The sequence below is a fragment of the [Actinomadura] parvosata subsp. kistnae genome (assembly GCF_900323885.1).
Lineage (GTDB): Bacteria > Actinomycetota > Actinomycetes > Streptosporangiales > Streptosporangiaceae > Nonomuraea > Nonomuraea composti.
In genome coordinates, this window is sequence record NZ_OOHJ01000036.1 from 71,173 (window position 1) to 90,847 (window position 19,675).

Annotated in this window: 18 protein-coding genes; 9 read left to right on the forward strand and 9 right to left on the reverse strand. The window is 74.7% G+C overall.

Features of this window, described 5'->3' with window-relative positions; translation table 11 throughout:
• The first annotated feature begins 3 nt into the window (after positions 1-3).
• Positions 4-906, forward strand: a complete 903-nt coding sequence (locus tag KIS93_RS62565) for a carbohydrate ABC transporter permease (protein ID WP_080040425.1) — start codon at positions 4-6, stop codon at positions 904-906.
• Here the strand turns inward: KIS93_RS62565 and KIS93_RS62570 are convergent.
• A complete protein-coding gene (locus KIS93_RS62570; RefSeq protein WP_155127994.1) occupies positions 884-1,672 on the reverse strand; it encodes a phosphotransferase in 789 nt (262 codons plus the stop codon). The genes KIS93_RS62565 and KIS93_RS62570 overlap by 23 nt on opposite strands.
• A 101-nt stretch (positions 1,673-1,773) precedes the next feature.
• Between KIS93_RS62570 and KIS93_RS62575 the strand changes: the two genes are divergently transcribed.
• Positions 1,774-2,499, forward strand: coding sequence for a response regulator transcription factor (locus KIS93_RS62575; RefSeq protein WP_080040426.1), 726 nt, complete (start codon positions 1,774-1,776; stop codon positions 2,497-2,499).
• Complete coding sequence (locus KIS93_RS62580) at positions 2,496-4,097, forward strand: HAMP domain-containing sensor histidine kinase (protein ID WP_080040427.1); 1,602 nt, start codon at positions 2,496-2,498, stop codon at positions 4,095-4,097. Before KIS93_RS62575 ends, KIS93_RS62580 begins: the two co-directional genes overlap by 4 nt.
• Before the next feature lie 131 nt (positions 4,098-4,228).
• On the opposite strand, the gene KIS93_RS62585 is transcribed toward KIS93_RS62580, so the two are convergent.
• The 4 genes from KIS93_RS62585 to KIS93_RS62600 form a co-directional block, all read right to left on the reverse strand.
• Positions 4,229-4,378, reverse strand: a complete 150-nt coding sequence (locus KIS93_RS62585; RefSeq protein WP_155127997.1) for a hypothetical protein — start codon at positions 4,376-4,378, stop codon at positions 4,229-4,231.
• Between the two features lie 236 nt (positions 4,379-4,614).
• Positions 4,615-5,562, reverse strand: coding sequence for a hypothetical protein (locus KIS93_RS62590; protein WP_186405193.1), 948 nt, complete (start codon positions 5,560-5,562; stop codon positions 4,615-4,617).
• Between the two features lie 2 nt (positions 5,563-5,564).
• Positions 5,565-6,332 (reverse strand): bestrophin-like domain, encoded by a 768-nt coding sequence (locus KIS93_RS62595; RefSeq protein ID WP_186405194.1) that lies wholly within the window; start codon positions 6,330-6,332, stop codon positions 5,565-5,567.
• Between the two features lie 610 nt (positions 6,333-6,942).
• A complete protein-coding gene (locus KIS93_RS62600; protein WP_155128000.1) occupies positions 6,943-7,101 on the reverse strand; it encodes a hypothetical protein in 159 nt (52 codons plus the stop codon).
• Between the two features lie 164 nt (positions 7,102-7,265).
• Between KIS93_RS62600 and KIS93_RS62605 the strand changes: the two genes are divergently transcribed.
• From KIS93_RS62605 to menC, 6 genes are all read left to right on the forward strand, one after another.
• On the forward strand, positions 7,266-10,127 hold the full coding sequence (locus KIS93_RS62605) for an ATP-binding protein (protein ID WP_186405195.1): 2,862 nt from the start codon (positions 7,266-7,268) through the stop codon (positions 10,125-10,127).
• Positions 10,128-10,265: 138 nt separating this feature from the next.
• Positions 10,266-10,874, forward strand: a complete 609-nt coding sequence (locus KIS93_RS67170) for a cation:proton antiporter domain-containing protein (protein WP_246005580.1) — start codon at positions 10,266-10,268, stop codon at positions 10,872-10,874.
• Positions 10,823-11,845 (forward strand): cation:proton antiporter domain-containing protein, encoded by a 1,023-nt coding sequence (locus KIS93_RS62610; RefSeq protein WP_246005581.1) that lies wholly within the window; start codon positions 10,823-10,825, stop codon positions 11,843-11,845. The genes KIS93_RS67170 and KIS93_RS62610 overlap by 52 nt, the downstream gene beginning before the upstream one ends.
• A gap of 78 nt (positions 11,846-11,923) precedes the next feature.
• The gene (locus KIS93_RS62615; protein ID WP_080040431.1) at positions 11,924-12,475 is read left to right on the forward strand and encodes an acyclic terpene utilization AtuA family protein; all 552 of its coding nucleotides are present in this window, start codon (positions 11,924-11,926) and stop codon (positions 12,473-12,475) included.
• 126 nt (positions 12,476-12,601) lie between these two features.
• Positions 12,602-13,345, forward strand: a complete 744-nt coding sequence (locus KIS93_RS62620; RefSeq protein ID WP_080040432.1) for a GNAT family N-acetyltransferase — start codon at positions 12,602-12,604, stop codon at positions 13,343-13,345.
• Complete coding sequence (menC, locus tag KIS93_RS62625; RefSeq protein ID WP_186405196.1) at positions 13,342-14,442, forward strand: o-succinylbenzoate synthase; 1,101 nt, start codon at positions 13,342-13,344, stop codon at positions 14,440-14,442. The genes KIS93_RS62620 and menC overlap by 4 nt, the downstream gene beginning before the upstream one ends.
• On the opposite strand, the gene KIS93_RS62630 is transcribed toward menC, so the two are convergent.
• Genes KIS93_RS62630 through KIS93_RS62645 form a run of 4 tightly spaced genes read right to left on the reverse strand, consistent with a single transcriptional unit; the run spans position 14,432 to position 19,661 of the window.
• The gene (locus KIS93_RS62630) at positions 14,432-15,097 is read right to left on the reverse strand and encodes an ABC transporter ATP-binding protein (RefSeq protein ID WP_080040433.1); all 666 of its coding nucleotides are present in this window, start codon (positions 15,095-15,097) and stop codon (positions 14,432-14,434) included. The two genes, menC and KIS93_RS62630, sit on opposite strands and share 11 nt — an antisense overlap.
• A complete protein-coding gene (locus KIS93_RS62635; protein WP_246005582.1) occupies positions 15,097-17,148 on the reverse strand; it encodes a dipeptide/oligopeptide/nickel ABC transporter permease/ATP-binding protein in 2,052 nt (683 codons plus the stop codon). The genes KIS93_RS62630 and KIS93_RS62635 overlap by 1 nt, the downstream gene beginning before the upstream one ends.
• Complete coding sequence (locus KIS93_RS62640; protein WP_230466337.1) at positions 17,145-18,086, reverse strand: ABC transporter permease; 942 nt, start codon at positions 18,084-18,086, stop codon at positions 17,145-17,147. The genes KIS93_RS62635 and KIS93_RS62640 overlap by 4 nt, the downstream gene beginning before the upstream one ends.
• Positions 18,087-19,661, reverse strand: a complete 1,575-nt coding sequence (locus KIS93_RS62645; protein WP_155128003.1) for an ABC transporter substrate-binding protein — start codon at positions 19,659-19,661, stop codon at positions 18,087-18,089.
• Positions 19,662-19,675: the final 14 nt, after the last annotated feature.

Below are 19,675 nucleotides of genomic sequence, written 5' to 3' on the forward strand. Positions count from 1 at the left end.
CGCATGACGACCGTCCCCACGAGGGCGCCGCAGAGCACCGCCGCCGCCAAGAGCGACCCCCGCCACCGCCGCAACGTCAGGCGCAGCAAGGAACGGCCGAACTACCTGGCCGGCCTGACCAGCGTCCTGTGGCTGGTGATCGTCGTGGTGCCGATCTACTGGATCGTCATCACGAGCTTCAAGTCGCAGTCGAACTACTACCAGGAGAACCCGTTCGCGCCGCCGGCCGAGCCGACGCTGGCGAACTACCGGCTGGTCATCGAGTCCGACTTCGTCCAGTACTTCATCAACAGCGTGATCGCCACGATCGGCGCCGTGGTGCCGGCCGTCGCGGTCAGCTTCATGGCGGCGTACGCGATCGTGCGCGGCCGCCGCAGCCGCCTGCTGCGCTGGACGAACTCGCTGTTCCTGATGGGCCTGGCCATCCCGCTGCAGGCGACGATCATCCCGATCTACCTGATCATCATCCAGCTCGGTCTGTACGACTCGCTGATGGCGCTGATCCTGCCGTCGATCGCGTTCGCCATCCCCCTGTCGGTGCTGGTCCTGTCGAACTTCATCAGGGACGTGCCGAAGGAGCTGTTCGACTCGATGCGGATCGACGGCGCGACCGAGCGCGGGATGCTGTGGCGGCTGGCGTTCCCGCTGACCCGGCCCGCCGTGGTCACGGTGACGATCTACAACTCGCTGCAGATCTGGAACGGGTTCTTGCTGCCGCTGGTGCTCACGCAGAGCCCCGGCAAGCGCACGCTGCCGCTGGCGCTGTGGTCCTTCCAGGGCCAGTACAGCATCAACGTGCCCGCCGTGCTGGCCTCCGTCGTGCTGACCACGCTGCCCATCCTCATCCTGTACGTGGTGGGCCGCCGCCAGCTCCTCAGCGGCCTCACCGTGGGCTTCGGCAAGTGAGCTCGAAAATGAGAGCGCTCTCGCTGCGGCGCAGGTGCTCCATGTTCATCTCGTAGAAGCGGTCGTCCCCGCGGGCGACGTGGCCGGCGAAGGCCGCGTCGCCCGCGGCGGCCCGTTCCCGCATGAACCGCACCAGGTGCTCCAGCCGCTTGACCGCGGTCTCCACCAGCGCCGCCCGGTCGTCCGCGCCGAGCCCGTACGCGTCGGCGAACAACCGCAGCCGCCGCGCCTGCTCCCCCACCGGGATCCCGTCGCCGTCACCGGGATCGTGCAACGGCACGAACCGGTAGGCCGCGTACGCCACGTCCCACACGCGCGGCCCCGGGTGCGCCGTGTCGAAGTCGATGAACGCGACCGGCCCGCCCCGCCGGAACACGCAGTTGTACGGCGCCACGTCCCCGTGGCAGATCACCGCGGCCGGCTCCACCGGCGGGAAGTACCATTCGCCCGCGCGGGAGCAGCCCACGGTCGCGTCGTGGTAGCCGCGCAGCAGCCGGGCCACGCCCGCCAGCGCCTCGTCCGTGCGCACCCAGCCCGGCAGCGGGTAGCCGGCCGTCTCCCCCGGCACGAAGTCGAGGACCTCCCGCCCCCGCTCGTCGAGCCCGTGGCAGCGCGGCGCGCCGGCGAACCCCTGGGCCTCCAGGTGCCGCAGCAGCCGGTGCACGGCCGGGGTCCACGGGCCCGCCGGACGGCGTACGGTGGCGCCGGCCCGTACCACGTGGTTGACGCCCCCGCCCGCCAGCACCACTTCCTCGTTCTCCGGCACCGCACCTCCTTGATCGCGCCGGGACAGTGTGCCACGCGACCTTCAGCCCACGCGCCCCCTTTTCTCACCGGACTCCCAGGCAGACCGGGTAGAACAGGCGGATGGACGCTCCGCCGAGACTCCCTGTGGTGCTCGTCGTCGACGACGAGCCCAACATCCGCGAGCTGCTGCTCGACGCCCTGGAGCTGAACGGGTTCGAGGTGCGCACGGCCGCCTCGGGCACGCAGGCGCTGGAGTCCGTCCGCCGCGAGCCCCCCGACATCATCCTGCTGGACGTGATGCTGCCGGACCTCGACGGGTTCGCCGTGGCGCAGCGGCTGCGGCCGGACGGCGGCGGGCCGCCGGTGCTGTTCCTGACCGCCCGCGACACGGTGGCCGACCGGATCGCGGGGCTGTCGGCGGGGGGCGACGACTACGTGACGAAACCGTTCAGCCTGGAGGAGGTGGTGCTGCGCATCCGCGCCATCCTGCGCCGCACCGGCCCGCGCGCGGACGCCGCCGACGACGACGGGCTGCTCCGCTACGCCGACCTGGAGCTGGACGAGGAGACGCACGTCGTGCGGCGCGGCGGGCGGCGCGTCCACCTGTCGCCCACCGAGTTCGCGCTGCTGCGCTACCTGATGATCAACGCGGAGCGGGTGGTGAGCAAGTCGCAGATCCTCGACCGGGTGTGGAGCGCGGGGTTCGGGGCGGACAGCCGGATCGTGGAGTCGTACATCAGCTACCTGCGGCGCAAGATCGACGCCGAGGGGGCGCCGCTGATCCACACGCTGCGCGGCGTCGGCTACTCCCTGCGCGACCACACCCTTCTGGACCGCCGCCGATGACCGCGCGGGGAGCCGGGCGGGACACCGGGCGGGGCGCGGCGCGGGGTGCCGGGCGGGCGTGGCCGTTGCGGCATCGGCTGCTGGCGGCGCTGCTCGGGCTTTCGGCGGCGGCGCTGGCCGTGTTCGCGGCGGCCGGGGTGCTGCTGCTCGACCGCTCTCTGCTGTCCCGCGTGGACACGCAGCTCACCGAGTTCGCCACGAACTTCCGCAAGGGGCCGCCGCCGGGCGCGCCGGTGCCGCCGCCCCGGGACGACGTGGAGCTGCCCACCCAGTTCCGCCTGGCTATCTACAGCCCGTCGGGCACCGTGGTCCGCCGCCTGCCCGGCTCCAGCTCCGGCTCCGGCGACGGTGGCGGTGACGGTGGCGGTGGCGGCCCGGTCGTGCCCGCGAGCGCGATCGCCGACCCGCCGCCCGCCCCGTTCACCGTGCCGGACGGGGCGGGCGCGGGCGAGTGGCGCACCATCGTGGTCCGCCTGCCGGACGGCGACCGGGCCGCCGTGTCGATCTCCCTGGAGTCGAACCGCAGCACCGTACGGCAGCTCCTGCTCATCGAGGCGGCGGCGGGCGCGCTGGTGCTGGTCCTGCTCGGCGCGGTGGCGCTGGCCGTGGTGCGGTTGGGCCTGCGCCCGCTGACCAGGATGGAGCGGACGGCCGCCGCGATCGCGGCGGGCGAGCTGGACCGGCGCGTGTCCGACTGCGACCCGCGCACCGAGACCGGCCGGCTCGGCAACGCGCTGAACGTCATGCTCGGCCGCCTCAGCGAGGCCCTGCGCCAGCGGGAACGCTCCGAGCGCCGGCTGCGCCGCTTCCTCGCCGACGCCTCGCACGAGCTACGCACGCCGCTGACGTCCATCAGGGGCTTCGCCGAGCTGTACCGGCACGGGCGCAGCGAGCCCGACCCCGCGGTGGCCAGGATCCTGCGCCGCATCGAGGGCGAGGCGGAGCGGATGGGCGTCCTGGTGGACGACCTGCTGCTGCTCGCCCGGCTGGACCAGGAGCGGGCACTCGACCTGACGGAGGTGGACCCGCACGTCATCGCGGCCGACGTGGTGCACGGGGCGCGCGCCCGCGACCCGGAGCGGGCCGTCGAGCTGGTGCCGCCGCACCGGCCGGTGCGGATGCTCGCCGACGAGCACCGCCTGCACCGCGTCCTGTCCAACCTGGTCGGCAACGCCCTCGCCCACACCCCTCCGGAGGCGTCGGTCCGGGTGGTCGTCCGCCACGCCTCGAACCCCTCGACCCCCTCCGACTCCTCGGCACCCTGGCCCCTGTCGGAGCCCGTGCCGCACGACAGCACGGCGGGTGGCGGGGCGGAGGCGGTCGCGGTCGCGGGGGGTGAGGTGATCGGGGAGAGCGTGGTGATCGAGGTGTGCGACGACGGGCCGGGGATCGAGCCCGAGCACCTGCCGCACGTCTTCGACCGCTTCTACCGCACCGACGCGGCCCGCTCCCGCGCCGGCGGCGGCACCGGCCTCGGGCTGGCGATCGCGGCGGCGCTGGTGGAGGCGCACGACGGCCGCATCGAGGCACGCAGCCGCCCCGGCCACGGCACGTGCTTCCGCGTGGTGCTCCCGCTGCGCGGCCCGCGCGGCGCCTGACCCGTCCCCTCCCGTTAACCACCGATCCGGGCGGCGTTCACACATTATTCCCAGGTTGTTGCTGTCCCATATGGCTGACACGGAAGGAGAGCCATGCTGCGTAGATTTCGCAGACGTACCGTCTCCGCAGGTCAGCCCGCACTCCCCGAGGAGGGCAGGGCGGGAACCGCGGCACCAGAGCCGACCAGCCCGCCCGGACCGGTCAGCCCGGTCAGCCCGGTCAGCCCTCGCGCGCCGGGCGGGACGGGGCGGGCGGGCCGGGAGGCATGCGGATGGGGCACGCGCTGAAGGACAAGTTCCTCAAGGACGCCGGCTTAAGAAGCTCTACGAGCAGCAGTACGCCGCCCTATACCGCAAGCTCCTGGCCGGCGGCACCGCCACGGGGCTGCTGGAGCGGGCGGTGGCGGCGTACGAGCTGAACGAGGGCGCCGACACCGCCAAGGCCAGGCAGGAGGCGGCTACCCTGCGCGAGACCCTGGAGACCCGCGCGAAGGCGCTCAGCTCGCTCGCCTCGTGATCAGCGGCGCGCCCGGAACGCCACGGCGGTCGTGGAGGTGATCGCGGTCACCAGCACGACGGTGAGCAGGACGGTGTTCAGCGGGTTGCGGCGGCGGGCGGGTGGCTCGGCACGCTGGACGTGCCGCCGTACCGACGGGGTGCTGCTCGGGGTGGGCGCCGGGCTCGGTGACGGCTGCGCGCGGGGCGGCGCCACGGGCGCGGCGGCGGGCGGGGCGGCGGGCGGGGCGACTTCCCTGGGCACCGCCCGCGGCTCGCGGCGCGGGCACTCCCCCAGCACGACCCCGCCCGCGCACACGCCGTCGGGGTAGACCGTCACGTGCGGCACCGTCACCTCGGGCGTGGCCCGCCGCTTGGCGCGCGGCATCGAGATCGACACCTTGGGGTCGGGCGAGCGCCGCGTGGACACCCGGGGCACCTTCACGGTGGGCCCCACGGTGACCCGCTTGGGGGGCGCGGGCCGGCGTACGGACACGCGCGGCACGGGCCGCGGCGACGGCACGCGCCCCACCTTCGGCCCCGGCACCGCCCGCGGCACGGGCCGCGGCGAAGGCACCCGCCCAGCCGCCGGCACCGCTCTCGGTGACGGCACCCGCCCAGCCATCGGCACCGCCGCACCCTGCCCGGCCACCGGCACGGCCGCGGCTCGGGCGGCCACCACCGGCACTGCCGGCACCCGCGCGGCCGTCACCGGTGGCGCGGCCACCCGCCGGGCCGTCGCCCGCGATGCGGGGACGTGTGCGGCCATCGCCCGTGGTGCGGGCACCTGTGCGGCCATCGCCTGCGGCATCGGGCCGGCCATCGCGTGTGGGGCCGCGGCCTGCTCGGCCGAGGGGGCGAGCCACCGGTCGGGGTCGGCGGCGGCGAAGCCGGCGGCGGCGGTGAGGGCGAGGGTGACGGTGAGGGCGAGGGTGGCGGCGAGCAGGAGGGGCGCGCGTCGGACGCCCACGGTCACATCCCCCCGCCGATCCGCGTGAACTCCTGCAGCGCCTCGCGGAACGCCTCGGGCCCCACGGCCAGCGGCCCGTCGAAGGCGCGGGAGATGTCCCACGTCAGGTAGGTGCCGAACCCGATCAGCGCCGCCGTGGCCACCAGCGGCAGCAGTGCCAGCCCCCGTGGCCGGGCCCCGGCGAGGAACGGGAAGACGATGACCAGCACCCCGGTGAGGATGGTGAGCAGCAGCAGACCGTCGGGTGGCGTGGCGGCGGCGTCGGCGGTGCGCTGGGCGCGGGCGGTGGAGATGGCGCTGATGTGCTCCAGGACGCTCGCCTTGGCGTCCTCCTCCTCGTTGTCGTGTGTCTGCAGGGCGTTGACCCGGGCGCGCAGGTCGTCCATGCGCTCGTCGCCGACGGGGTGCATGTGCCCGCCGGCCATGAGCGGCCACTCGTCCTTGGCCACGAACGCCACGTAGTCGCGCAGCGATCTGCGCACCTCGTCGGGCGCGGAGCCGGGCAGCCCGGACGCGGCCCAGTAGGCGTCGACGGAGGCCTGGCTCTCGGCGTGGGTGTTGAGCCTGGCGGCGTCGGCGGTGGTCCACGGGACGATGATCGCGATGGCGAACACCAGCAGGAACATGGCCGACAACATCGCGCCGGCGTGCGCGGCGGACGGCCCGCTGGGGTCGCGGTCCTCCCCGGCTCCCTTCACCCGCCGGAACACCAGCGCCATGAGCGCCACCGCGCCCATCGCCGCCAAGATCGAGAGTGTGTACGCCACCATGAAGATCTCCCGGATCTCTTTCGGATACGCAGTGTCACATTACTATCACACAGCGCAATGATGGCGTGAGGCCCTGAAAGGTAAAGTCCCGGGCAAGCGACACGGCCGGGCCCGGCGTCGCGCGGCCCCGTGATCCGCGCGACCCCGGCCCCGGCCGGCGAGCTCCGCACCTGGGCGATCGGGCCGGGCGATCGGGCCCGGACGATCGGGCCCGGGATCGAGCCCGGACGCTTCAGGAGCGGAGCCCGCGGCGGACCGCCGGGGAGCCGCCGCCGCGGGCGTGTGAGCGGGCGTCCGATCACCGCGTGGCACAGTCGCGGTGAGCACCGCTACAGGCGCGTCCTCCAGGAGAGCGAGGTGACGGGGGGTGAGGTGACCGGGACGGCCGCCGCATGGCTACGTGCGGGACCGCCCCGGTACGGCCGCCGGACCCGGCGCCGGCATGGCGAGGACCGGCGCGGCGGCGTGGCAGCTGCTCCACGGGGCCGACGGACACCCCCCCTGCGCGGCGAAGACCCGGCCGTCCCTCCGCGAACGGCCTGGAGGTCTTCACCTGCGCCCCTCCCACGGGGGACGCCTCACATCCTGGGGCATTCCCGCTCGCAGCGCTTCAGGGTCCGTCCCAGGGATTACCCCTGGAGCGCGGCGATTCGAGCACGCTCAGCAGCTCCAGCCATCCGTGGAAGGGCTCGGACCGGTCGCAGCCCTCCCGCGTCACCAGCCCGTGGACCCCGTCCGTGCCGTACTCCAGATCGACGATGAACCGCATCAGGCCTCCCGGCTCACCGCGAGCCTAGGAATCCTGCCCCGGGACCGCACCTGGGGATAACCCCTGATTTTCGGGCGGGCTCTGGACACATGGACAGGCATGTCTCCACCGGAGGTCTCGACACGGCCCGCGAACCTGGGATACCCAGGATGCGGAGGGTCGTCATGGCTGAGGCGATCGCGATGTTCGTCGGGCGGGACGCCGAGCTCCGCTGCCTGCGGGAGGAGTTCGAGCGGGCCCGTGCGGGCCTGCCCAGGCTCGTGGTGGTGGAGGGGCCTGCGGGGATCGGGAAGACGACTTTGGTCCACCGGTTCCTGGAGGGGTGCGGGCCGGCGGACGTGCTGTTCACCGATGGTGACGAGGGCGAGAAGCTGCTGCCGTACGGGACGTTGACGAGGTTGTTCGGCGGCCCGGCCGGGCTGCCGGAGCGGCTGACGGAGCTGGGGCTGGGCCTGGGGTCCGGGCCGGACGGGCAGTCCCGGTTGCCCGATTCGCTGGCGGTCCGGGCGGCCCTGCCCGATCCGCTGGCCGTGGGCGCGGCGCTGCCGGACGCGCCGCCGTTCAGGGCGGCGCTGCCGGATCCGCTGGCGGTCGGGGCGGCGCTGCTCGACGTGGTGACGGAGCGGCAGCGCAGCGAGCCGCTCTGCCTGGTCGTGGACGACGTGCACTGGGCCGACGAGCCGACGCTGCGGGCGCTGACGTTCTGCCTGCGCCGGCTGCGCGTGGACCGGGTGCTGGCGGTGCTCATGCTGCGCGACGCGGCCGCGCTGGCGGGGCCGGAGGGGCTGCTGCGGCTGGTCGCCGCCGACCACACGCGCCGGCTGCGGCTGTCGGGGCTGGGCGCTCCCGAGGTGGGGGCGATGGTCGGCGAGCTGGGCGGCGCGCCGGTGTCGCAGCGCGGCCTGGCCCGGCTGGTCGAGCACACCGAGGGCGTGCCGCTGCACCTGCGCGCGCTGCTGGAGGAGGTGCCCGCGGCGGCCCTGGACGATCTGGGCCAGCCGTTGCCGGCGCCGCGCTCGTACGGGCTGCTGGTGCTGGGGAAGGTGGCGCGGTGCGGGCCGGCGGCGCGGGAGCTGATCAGCGCGGTGAGCGTGCTGGGCCTGTCGTGCCCGCTGCACCTGGCGGCCAGGGTGGCCGCGGTGGAGGAGCCGCTGCAGGCGCTGGAGCAGGCGGTGCGCGAGGGCGTGCTGCTGGAACGCTCCTCCGCGCGCGGCCCGCTGGCGGCGTTCGCGCATCCTCTGGACCGGGCGGCCGTCTACCGCGACCTCGGCCCGGCGCACCGCTCGGCGCTGCACGCGCGGGCCGCGCTGGTCGCGGAGGGCGAGCAGGCGCGGCTGCGGCACCGCATCGAGGCGGTGGCCGGCCCGAGCCCGGAGCTGGCCGCCGAGCTGGCGGAGCTGGGCCGCACGCAGGTACGGCTGGGCGCGTTCGGCAGCGCGGCCGAGCACCTGAAGGCGGCGGCGGAGCTGTCGGGCGATCCGGCTCCGCTGGCGGCGGAGGCGGTGGAGGCGCTGCTGCTCGACGGGCGGGTGGAGGAGGCGGCCCGGCTGACCGCGAGCCTGCCCGAGCGGGCGCACGCGGCGGTCCGCGGCTACGCGCTGGGCCATCTGGCGATGGTGCGCGGCCAGATCGAGGAGGCGCGCGCGCACCTGGTCACCGCGTGGGAGCGGGCCGGCGCGCCCGAGTCGGGGCTGGCCGCGCGGGCGGCGCAGCAGCTCGCCATGCTCTGCCTGGTCAAGGCGGAGGGCAGGCAGGCGGCCCGGTGGGCGGAGCGCGCCAGGAACTCCCCCGGCTACCGCTTCAGCATCGACTACAACCGGTACACGCTGCTGGCCGGGCTGGGCGTCTCCGGCCAGATCGACGCCGCCCTGGCCGCCACGACCGACCTGCCCGCGCCGTCGTCGGCGTCGATCGCGGAGCTGGACGCGCTGCTCGGCCGCGGGGTGCTGCGCACGTGCAGCGACGACCTGCCGGGCGGGCTGGCCGACCTGTCGGGCGCGGTCGCGGCGTGCGGCGAGCGCTCAGTGCCCTTCCGCATGCTGGCCATGGCGATGCTGGGGCAGGCCGAGTACCGCGCCGGCCGCTGGGACGACGCGGGCCTGCACGCCGAGACCGCCGCCTCGGTGGCCGACGACGCCGACCAGCGGTGGCTCTCGCCGGTCTGCCACGCGGTGGCCGCGCTCGTGCCGGCCGCCCGTGGCGACTGGCCGGCGGCCGAGGCGCACGTGGCGGCGGCCCTGTCGGCGAGCCAGGGCGCGGGTGTGGACGCGGTGGCCTCGCTGGCGTACGCGTGCAGCGCCGCCGCGCACCTCGCCACCGCCCGGGGCGACCACGTCCGGACGGTGGAGGCGCTGGAGCCGCTGGTGTCGGTGAAGGTGCACGACATCGTGTACGAGCCCGGCATCGTGCAGTGGCTCGACCTGCTGATCGACGCCCTGGTGGCCCTCGGCGAGCAGGACCGGGCCGAGCTGCAGCTGGCCGGGATGGAGCGGCTGGCGGGGCGGCGCGGCAGGCGTTCGGCGATGGCGGCGGCGGCCCGCTGCCGGGGCGGCCTGCACGCGGCCCGGCACGAGAACGACCTGGCCGAGGCCGCCTTCACCACCGGCCTGGCCCAGGCGGGCATGGCGGGGCTGCCGTTCGACGAGGCGCGGCTGCGGCTGGCGTACGGGCGGTTCCTGCGCAGGCTGGGCCGGCGCCGGCAGGCGCAGACGCAGCTCGACCTGGGGCTGGCGCTGTTCGCCCGGCTGGGCGCGCTGCCGTACGTGGACCGGTGCGAGCGGGAGCTGAGCGCGTGCGGGCTGCCGCGCGCCGAGTCGGGGGCCGCGCCGCTGCTGCGGCTGACGCCCCAGGAGCAGGCGGTGGCGCGGCTGGTGGCGACCGGGATGACGAACCGGCAGGTGGCCAGGGAGCTGGTGCTGAGCGTGAAGACGATCGAGTACCACCTGGGGAACGCGTTCGCGAAGCTGGGGGTCAGCTCGCGGGTGGCGCTCACCACCAAGATCCAGTCAGGCGCGGACGGCGGCTGAGCGGGCCCCTTGGGTGCCTTCCGGGCGCTGACCGGGGACGATCGGGCGCCAGCAGGGGGCTGACCGGGTTTCCTGACCTTCTGTCGGGCGGCCGGGAAGGAGCGGTTAGGCTGGTGCCGACGATGATCAGGGGGCGTCGTGGACCAGTTCGTGCTGCTCATGCTGGTGGGGCTGGGCGCCCTGGTCACGGTCCCGCTGGGCGAGCGGCTGGGGCTGCCGCCGCCGGTGCTGATGACGTTGCTGGGCATCCTGCTGGCCGTCCTGCCCTTCGTCCCCGACGTGGACGTCCCGCCCGGCATCGTGCTGCCGCTGCTGCTGCCCCCGCTGCTGTACGCGGCGGTGCAGCGCACGTCGTGGCGCCAGTTCGCGGCCAACTGGCAGCCGATCTTCCTGCTGGCCGTGGCGCTGGTGTTCGTGACGACGGCGGCCGTGGCGGGGGCGGCGCACGTGCTGGTGCCGGGGCTGCCGCTGGCGGCGGCCGTGGCGCTGGGCGCGCTGGTGGCGCCGCCCGACCCGGTCGCGGCCACGGCGGTGGCGGGCCGGCTGGGGCTGCCCCGGCGCATGGTGTCGCTGCTCGAAGGCGAGGGGCTGTTCAACGACGTGACCGCGATCGTGCTCTACCACGTGGCGATCGCGGCGGTGGTGACCGGCTCGTTCTCCTGGCCGGGGCGCTGGCCGAGTTCGTGCTGTCGGCGGTGGTGGCCGTGCTGGTGGGGCTGGCGCTGGGCTGGCTGGGCGGGCGGCTGATGGCGTTGCTGGGCGACGCGACGTTGCAGGTGGGGCTGTCGCTGCTGGTGCCGTTCGCGGCCTACGCGCTGGCCGACGAGTGGCGCGGCTCGGGCGTGCTGGCGGTGCTGACCAGCGCGTTCTACCTGAGTGATCGCATGGCTGACGCCGACGACGTGTTCGGCAGGTTCGCCTCCACGACGTTCTGGCAGGTCGTGGACACGCTCGTGACCGGGGTGGCGTTCGGGCTGATCGGGCTGGAGCTGCACGCGGTGTTCGGCACCGTGCACGGGCGGCTCGTGACCGTGCTCGGCTGGAGCGCGGCCGTGGTCGCGGTCGTGGTGCTCGTCCGGCTGCTGTGGCTGCTCCCGGCCGCGTGGCTGGCGCGGAAGGTGGGCCGGGGCGGCGACACCGAGGTCCCGCTGAGCTGGCGCGAGACCGTGGTGATGTGGTGGGCCGGCATGCGCGGGGTGGCGTCGGTGGCGCTCGCGCTGGCCATCCCGCTTCAGGCGGACGACGGCACGCCGTTCCCCCAGCGGGCGGTCATCGTGTTCGTCGCGTTCGCCGTCATCCTGACCACGCTCATCGCGCAGGGGCTGACGCTGCCGTGGCTGGTGACGCGGCTCGGGGTCAAGGCCGACACGGCGGCCGAGCGGGAGCTGGAGAAGCGCCTGGCCCTGCGGGCCGCCAAGGCTGCCAAGCGGCGGCTGCGGGAGATCGACGAGGCCGAGGAGCTGCCCGAGGACGTCGTCGAGGTGCTCAACAGGCGCATGCTCGACCTGGGCTTGCGGATCAGCCCCGAGGTGGCTGACGAGGAGCGGCGGGAGGCGTTCGAGCAGCGGGCGCGGCGGGTCAGGCTGATGCGGCGGGTGCAGGCGGAGATGATGTCGGCGGCCCGGCAGGCGGTGCTGGAGGCGCGGCGCGACCCCAGCGCCGACCCGGTGGTGGTGTCGCGGGTGCTGCGGCAACTCGACGCCAGGAGCCTGCGATGACGCGCCTGTCCCTGTTCCACGGCACCCTCAAGCGAGTGACGGTGTGTGACGGTTCGCGGCAAAGGGTAGTCAATAGACATGCTGCGTATCGGCACGTGGAGGTCTCCCGCGTCGGTCGATGTCATCGCCTGCGGCTGGCACGACGACGGTCCCGGCCCGCTCGGCACGGGCATCAAGCTCATCTACGACATGTCGGGCCCGGCGCCGCACCTGCCCGGGCTCAAGGTCGGCGCCCTGGTCGCACGGAGCACGGAAGAGATCGCCGAGCTGCTGGTGCAGGGCATGGACGTCGTCCTCACCGCGCCCGGCGGCTGCCCCGCCGCGCCGGTGGTGGCGGCCGGCATCTGGCACTACGGCTGGACCCGCCACGATCGCGGGGCCCTGGCCGGGGCGACCGTGGCGGGGCTGGCGCTGGCGGCGCAGCCCGGCCCGTGCGTGGTGGAGATCTGGCGCGACGGGCGCAGCTCGCTCGACGGCGACGTGACGGCGGCGGCGGTCCGCGCCGACCTGGCCGACCGCTTCGCAGGAGGCCGCTACCGCACGCCCGAGGTGACGGTGCCGCTGGAGTCGGTACGACTGAGCCAGGTGGCGCCGAGCCGGGTCCGCATCGCGCTGGCCGCCGCCATCTGACCGGTCCCCGCGACGGTGACAGTGGGCGGTGCGACGAAAAGGCGCGCCGTCTTGGTGGTCCACGACGAATCCGCACGCCCCGCGATGGCATAACGTCGCAGGGGATCGTGACGGAAAGGGCAGGCTGTGGTCGAGGTCAGAGAACTCCACGAGATGGCGGAGCTCGAACGCGTGGACGCGCTGTTCGACGACATCTGGCAGTTCGGCCCCGGCGCGCCGCCCATCACGATCGAGCTGATGCGGGCGCTGTCGCACGCGGGCGGCTACGTCGCCGGCGCCTTCGACGGCGAGCGGCTGGTCGGCGCCTCGGTGGGTTTCCTGGCGGCCGGCCGCGCGCTGCACTCGCACGTCACGGGCGCGACCCTGCGCGGCGCCGGGCTGGAGCTCAAGCTGCACCAGCGCCGCTGGGCGCTCGAACGCGGGCTGGAGCGCATCACCTGGACCTACGACCCCCTCGTGCGCCGCAACGCGCACTTCAACCTGGCCAAGCTGGGCGCCCGGCCGGTGGAGTACCTGCCGTGCTTCTACGGGGTCCTCGACGACGCGATCAACCAGGGCGACGAGACGGACCGGCTGCTCGCCTCCTGGCCGCTGGCCGCACCCCCCGTGCGGGCCGATCGCCCGGTTCCGGACGACGTGGTGGTGGCGCTGGCCGACGAGGGCGGGCGGCCGGTGACGGCGTCCGTGGCCGGTGCCCGTACGGTGCTGGTGGCGGTCCCCGAGGACGTCGAGGGGCTGCGGCGGGCCGACCCGGGCGCGGGCAAGGCGTGGCGGCACGCCGTCCGCGAGGTGCTCGGGGGTCTGATGGCGGAGGGCCACGCGGTCACGGGGTTCTCCGGGAAGCGGTACTACGTAGTGGAGAGAGCGTGAAGATCACTGGAGTCGAGCTGCGGCGGATCGCGATGCCGCTGGTGGCGCCGTTCCGCACCTCGTTCGGCACGGAGACGGCCCGCGACGTGCTGCTCGTGCGGGTCGTGACGCCCGACGCGGAGGGCTGGGGCGAGTGCGTGGCCATGTCCGAGCCGCTCTACTCCTCCGAGTACGTGGACGGCGCCGCCGAGGTGATCCGCCGCTTCCTGCTGCCCGCGCTGCCGAAGAACGTCGGCGCGTACGACGTGGGCCGCGCCCTGGAGCCCATCAAGGGGCACCGCATGGCCAAGGCGGCGCTGGAGACGGCGGTGCTCGACGCGCAGCTCAGGGCGTCGGGCGAGTCGTTCGCCCACTTCCTCGGCGCGGCCAGGACGCGCGTGCCGTGCGGGGTGTCGGTCGGCATCATGGACTCCGTCCCGCAGCTCCTCGACGCGGTCGCGGGCTACCTCGACGAGGGGTACGTCCGGATCAAGCTGAAGATCGAGCCCGGCTGGGACGTCGAGCCGGTCCGGGCCGTGCGCGAGCGGTTCGGCGACGACGTGCTGCTCCAGGTCGACGCGAACGCCGCCTACTCCCTCACCGACGCGCCCCGCCTGGCCAAGCTCGACGCGTTCGACCTGCTGCTGATCGAGCAGCCGCTCGCCAACGACGACCTGGTCCAGCACGCCAAGCTGGCGCAGCGGATCAGGACGCCCATCTGCCTCGACGAGTCGATCGAGTCGGCCGAGCACGCCGCCGCCGCGATCGCGCTCGGCTCGTGCTCGATCGTCAACATCAAGCCCGGCCGGATCGGCGGCTACCTGGAGGCGCGGCGCATCCACGACCTGTGCCGGGCCAACGGCGTCGCCGTGTGGTGCGGCGGCATGCTGGAGACGGGCCTCGGCCGGGCGGCCAACGTGGCGCTGGCCGCCCTGCCCGGCTTCACCCTGCCCGGCGACACCTCGGGCTCGCGCCGCTACTTCGCGACCGACGTGACCGAGCCGTTCGAGCTGGTGGATGGCCACCTGGAGGTGCCCGCAGGGCCGGGGCTCGGGGTCGAGCCGATCCCGGCCGTGCTGGACGAGGTGACGACCGCCACGGAGTGGATCACCCTCTGAGCCTCGGGACCGCGGCCAGCAGGGCCCGCGTGTACTCATGGGCGGGCTCGCCGACGACCTGCTCGGCGGGCCCCGCCTCGACCAGCCGGCCCCGGTGCATGACGGCGACGACGTCGGCCACGTACCGGACGACGGCCAGGTTGTGCGAGATGAACAGCATCGTCAGCCCCAGCTCGTCGCGCAGCCCCCGGATCAGGTTGAGCACGGCGGCCTGCACGGACACGTCCAGCGCGCTGGTGATCTCGTCGGCCACGAGCAGGCCGGGGTCGCCGCCCAGCGCGCGGGCGATCGCGACGCGCTGGCGCTGGCCGCCCGACAGCTCGCGCGGGTAGCGGCCGGCCAGCTCGGCGGGCAGCCGGACCAGCCCGAGCAGCCGCTCGACCTCCCCCGGCCCGGCGCCTTCGGCGATCGTGCGGGCGACGGTCATGCGGGGGTTCAGCGACGCGTACGGGTCCTGGAAGACCATCTGCGTGCGGCGCGCGCCCTCCACCGTGCCCGTGTGGGGCACGAGCCCGCACACCGCCCTGGCCAGCGACGACTTGCCCGACCCCGACTCGCCGACGAGGCCGACGATCCGGCCGTCCGGGATCTCCAGCGTGACGTCGTCCACGGCGGTGAAGCGGCCGTAACGCACGCTCAGGTTTCTGATGATCATTACGCCTCCCAGCAGGCGACCCGCTGCCCGGCGCCGCGGGCGGCGAGCTCGGGCCGGTCGCTCTCGCATCGTGCGGTGGCCAGGGCGCAGCGCGGGGCGAACGCGCAGCCCGGGCCGACGTCCGCCGGGCCCGGCTGCGCGCCGGGGATGCCGGCCAGCGGCCGCTCGCGGTCGGTGTCCAGGTCGGGCAGCGAGGCGATGAGCGCCTTCGTGTACGGGTGCGCGGCCCCGCCCGCCAGCCGGCCCGCGGGCAGCTCCTCCACGACGCGCCCCGCGTACATGACCACGACCCGGTCGCACAGCTCCCCCACCACGGCGATGTCGTGGGAGATGAACAGGGTCGCCGCGCCCGTCTCGTCCACCACCTCGCGCAGCAGCCGCAGGATCTGCCGCTGCACGGTCACGTCCAGCGCGGTCGTGGGCTCGTCGGCGACGATCAGGCGCGGCGTGCCCATGAGGCCCATGGCGATGACGGCGCGCTGCCGCATGCCGCCCGACAGCTCGTGCGGGTGCCGCCCGGCCAGCCGCTCCGGCTCGGGCAGGTGGACGTGGCCGAGGCGGTCCACGGCGCGGCGGCGGGCCTCGGCGCGGCTCGCGCCCTCGTGCACGACGGCCACCTCGGCGAGCTGCCCGCCCACCTTGAGCGCCGGGTTGAGCGCGGCCAGCGGGTCCTGGAACACCATGGCGAGCGCGGTGCCCAGCTCCCGGTCCGACAGCGTGGCCACGTCCCGGCCGCCGAGCCGCAGCGCCCCGTACGTGACCGTCCCCGGGTACGGCACCAGCCCGCCTATCGCGGCGGCGGTCAGGCTCTTGCCGCTGCCCGACTCGCCCACCAGGCCGACGATCTCGCCGGGCGCCACGCTCAGGGACACCTCCCGTACGGGAGTGAGGCCGCCGGGGAAGGCGACCGTCAGGTCCCGCACCTCCAGCACCGCGCCGGGGTCCGGCTCGCCGGGCGGCGCGGCGGCCGGGGCCGGGGCCGGCGCACCGGTCGCGGACGTGCGGGCGGCGGCCCTGGCCAGGGCGTCGCCCAGCAGGTTGAAGCCGATCCCGGCCAGCGCGATCGCGGCGGCCGGGCCGAGCGCCACCTCCGGCGTGACGTAGATGCGCGGGAACCCGTCGAACAGCAGCCGCCCCCAGTCGTACTGCGGCGGCTGCACGCCCAGCCCCAGGAACGACATGCCCGCCAGGCCGAGCAGCGCGCCGCCGAACGCCTGGGCGAGGTTGAGTATGAGCGGCTCGGCGATGTTCGGCAGCACGTGCCTGGTCAGGATGCGGCGGCGGGGCACGCCCAGCATGCGGGCCGCCGCCACGTAGTCCGCCCCCGCGACCCGGGCGGCCAGCGTCTGGGTGAGCCGGGCGAAACCGGGCGCGATGGCCGCCCCGATCCCGAGCACCGCGCCACGCGCGCCCAGCCCGGTCACGACCGCCGTGAACATCGCCAGCAGCAGCCCCGGGAACGCCACCAGCGCGTTGACCGTGGCCGTGACCAGCCGGGCGGCCCGCCTGGGCAGCACCGACGGCAACGTCCCCAGCACGACGCCCGCCACGGCGCCGACGAGCGTGGCGGCCAGGGCCAGCAGCAACGAGTAACGCCCCGCCACCAGCACCCTGGCCAGCAGGTCGCGCCCCAGGTTGTCGGTGCCCAGGGGATGCTCGGGGCTCGCGCCCTGGAGGATGGCGGCGGCATCGATCCGACCCGCCGCCTCCCCCCAGACCAGCGGCCCCACTACGGCCAGCACCACCATCCCGGCCACGATCACCACCCCGCCCACCCCGGACGCGCCGAGCCGCCTGACCCACCCGAACCGTCCCGCGCGCGATGGCCCCGGGTCCGGAGACCCGCCGCCTCGCAACCACCGGCCCCGCACCGGCCCGCCGACGCGCGACCGCCCACCCGCCTCCGGCTTGCGGCCCTGCGGCGGGCTTGACGACACCGGGCCGTGCCCATCGGGCACGCCCGCGAGCGGTGAGCCGGGCACGGGAGACGTGCCCGGCGCAGGCGACATGCCCGGCACAGGTGGGTCGGTGCTGGGGGGTGGGGTCATCATGCCTCCTTGATCGCGGACGTCGGGTCGAGCGCCCCGAGTGCCAGATCGACCGCGAGGTTCACCACCAGCACGATCGCCCCGTAGACGAGGATCACGCCCTGGGCCACCGGATAGTCCTTCTGCGTGATCGACTCGACGATCTTGAGGCCGAGCCCGGGCCAGGCGAACACGTACTCGACCAGGACCCCGCCCGCGATGAGCGAGGTCAGCAGCAGGCCGCCGACGGTCAGGGTGGCGGTGAGGGTGTTGGGCAGGACGTGCCGCAGGTGCAGCCGCCCGGCGGGCAGGCGTTTGGCGCGGGCCAGCCGCACGTAGTCCTTGCCGAGCTCGCGCAGCGTCTCCACGCGCGTGATGCGGGCGATCATGGCGGCCGGTCCGATGGCGAGCGCGACGACGGGCAGCACGTACGTGGCGGGCCCGGCCATGCCGGCGGGCGGGAACCAGCCGAGCCCGATGGCGAGCACGGCGACGAGCCCGATGGCGTACAGGAACTCGGGCAGGGCCACGGCGGCGCCGGTGGCGGCGCTGAAGGCGAGGTCGGTGCCGCGGTTGCGGCCGTTCTCGGTGCGGACGGCCGTCCACATGCCGAGGGGGACGGCCACGAGCAGGGCGAGGGCGGTGGCGAGGAGGGCCAGGGCGAGGGTGTTGGGCAGGCGGGTCAGGATGACGTCGCCGACGGGCTCCCCCGTCAGAAACGATGTCCCAAAATTTCCGGACAGGACGTGGGTGGCGTACGTGAAGAGCTGCTCCGGCAGCGGCCGGTCGAGCCCGAGCGCCGCCCGCCGCGCCGCCACCAGCTCCACGGGCGCGGCGGGCCCCAGCGAGGTACGTACCGGATCGCCGGGAATGAGATGCACCATCGCGAACGACGCCACCATCAGCACCACCAGCGACACCAGGAACCGCACGACCCGCCGCACCCCGGCGCGGGCGCCCACTCAGCCGCCCTGCCCGAGCCGGATCGACGTGGCCACGAACAGCCCGCCGACCTGCTCGTACGTGGCGCCCTTGGCCGCCTGCAGCACGGTCGTCTCCGTCACCGGCACCAGGTCCGCGCTCTCGAACAACGCCGACTCGGCCTCCAGCCACTGCGCGCAGCCCTCGGCGGCCGGTTTCAGGCTCGCCTCGGCGACGAGCTTCTCGTACCGGTCGTTGGACAGGTGCGCGAAGTTGGCGCCCTTGGGGGCGGCCGGGCCGGACAGGAAGCCGACGAGCTGGCTGGGCAGCGGGACGCCGATGGGCAGCCAGACGACGTCCCAGTCCTGGGTGGCGTTCAGGGACTCCGACAGCTTGGTGTCGATGACGCCGTTCAGCTTCACCTCGGCCCCGGCCTTGCGCCAGGCGGCGGCCAGGTACTCGGCGGCGGCCTGCGTGCCGGCGCCGCGCGTGGTCGCGTACAGGTAGCGCAGGGTCAGCCGCTCGCCGTCCTTGACGCGCACGCCGTCGGGGCCCGCCCGCCAGCCGGCCGCGTCGAGCGCCGCGGCGGCGGCCGCCGGGTCGTGGGCGGGCACGTGCCCGGTGACGGTGTCGCCCTGGCAGGGCCGTGGCGGCAGGACGAGGCCCGTGGGCGTCTTGCCGGTGCCGCCGGAGGCGATGCCGGCCAGCTCCTTCAGGTCGACAGCCTGGGTGAGGGCCTTGCGGACGGCCGGGTCGGCGGTGGGGCGGTCCTCGCCCTGGTGGTAGAAGAACTCGCCGTTGGCCTCCGAGACGGCCTTCTTCCCGATGCCGGGCGTGGCCTCCAGGCGGGCACGGTCGGGGCCGTAGAGGGTGGCGCCGTTGATGGTGCCGGAGATGAGCAGGTTCGCGGCGGTCTGCTCGTTCGGTACGACCTTCAGCACCACGGTCTCCGGCGCGTCCTTGATGGTGGAGCCGGGCCGGCCCCAGGCGTACTCGCGGCGCACCTTGAACGTGTAGTGGTCGCCCGGCACGGCCTCCGTGAGCTTGTAGGGGCCGCTGCCGGAGGTGCCGCGGGCCAGCAGCGAGCGGTCCTTCAGCCCCTTGCCGCACACCACGAAGATCAGCCGGGTGCTCTCCAGGATGAAGCTGAACGGCTTCGGCATCGACAGCGTCACCGTCCCGGCCGCGTCGTCGGCCGTGGCCTTCATGCCGGTCGGCATCAGCACGCCGTAGATGGGCGACTTGGTGGCCGGGTCGGCGATGTGGTTGACGCTCGCGGCCACGTCGGAGGGTGTGACGCGGGCGCCGTCGGAGCAGGTGGCGTCCTTGCGCAGGGTGAAGGTGACCCTGTCCGGCTCCACCGCCCACTTCTCCGCCAGGCCCGGCACCACTTTGCCGTCGGCCGTGACGCCCGTCAGGGTGTCGTAGGCGAGCGAGAGCGTCGTGATGGTGACGCCCAGCACGCCCGTCGCCGGGTCGAGGACGCCGGGGTCGGACGGGAGCGCGTACGTGAACGTGCCGCCCCCGGTCGGCGCGGCGCCCCCTCCTCCCGTTCCTCCGCAGGCGGCGGCGAGCAGGGCGAGCGCGGTCAGGGCCGCCGCGCGTGGTGTTCTCATGTGGCTCTCCAGGC

Excerpts from the sequence above, each read along its gene's own strand:
- KIS93_RS62565 (WP_080040425.1), top strand. The coding sequence starts at position 4 with ATGACGACCGTCCCCACGAGGGCGCCGCAGAGCACCGCCGCCGCCAAG.
- KIS93_RS62575 (WP_080040426.1), top strand. The coding sequence starts at position 1,774 with ATGGACGCTCCGCCGAGACTCCCTGTGGTGCTCGTCGTCGACGACGAG.
- KIS93_RS62580 (WP_080040427.1), top strand. The coding sequence starts at position 2,496 with ATGACCGCGCGGGGAGCCGGGCGGGACACCGGGCGGGGCGCGGCGCGG.
- KIS93_RS62595 (WP_186405194.1), bottom strand. The coding sequence starts at position 6,332 with ATGGTGGCGTACACACTCTCGATCTTGGCGGCGATGGGCGCGGTGGCG.
- KIS93_RS62600 (WP_155128000.1), bottom strand. The coding sequence starts at position 7,101 with ATGCGGTTCATCGTCGATCTGGAGTACGGCACGGACGGGGTCCACGGG.
- KIS93_RS62605 (WP_186405195.1), top strand. The coding sequence starts at position 7,266 with ATGGCTGAGGCGATCGCGATGTTCGTCGGGCGGGACGCCGAGCTCCGC.
- KIS93_RS62615 (WP_080040431.1), top strand. The coding sequence starts at position 11,924 with ATGCTGCGTATCGGCACGTGGAGGTCTCCCGCGTCGGTCGATGTCATC.
- KIS93_RS62630 (WP_080040433.1), bottom strand. The coding sequence starts at position 15,097 with ATGATCATCAGAAACCTGAGCGTGCGTTACGGCCGCTTCACCGCCGTG.
- KIS93_RS62635 (WP_246005582.1), bottom strand. The coding sequence starts at position 17,148 with ATGATGACCCCACCCCCCAGCACCGACCCACCTGTGCCGGGCATGTCG.
- KIS93_RS62645 (WP_155128003.1), bottom strand. The coding sequence starts at position 19,661 with ATGAGAACACCACGCGCGGCGGCCCTGACCGCGCTCGCCCTGCTCGCC.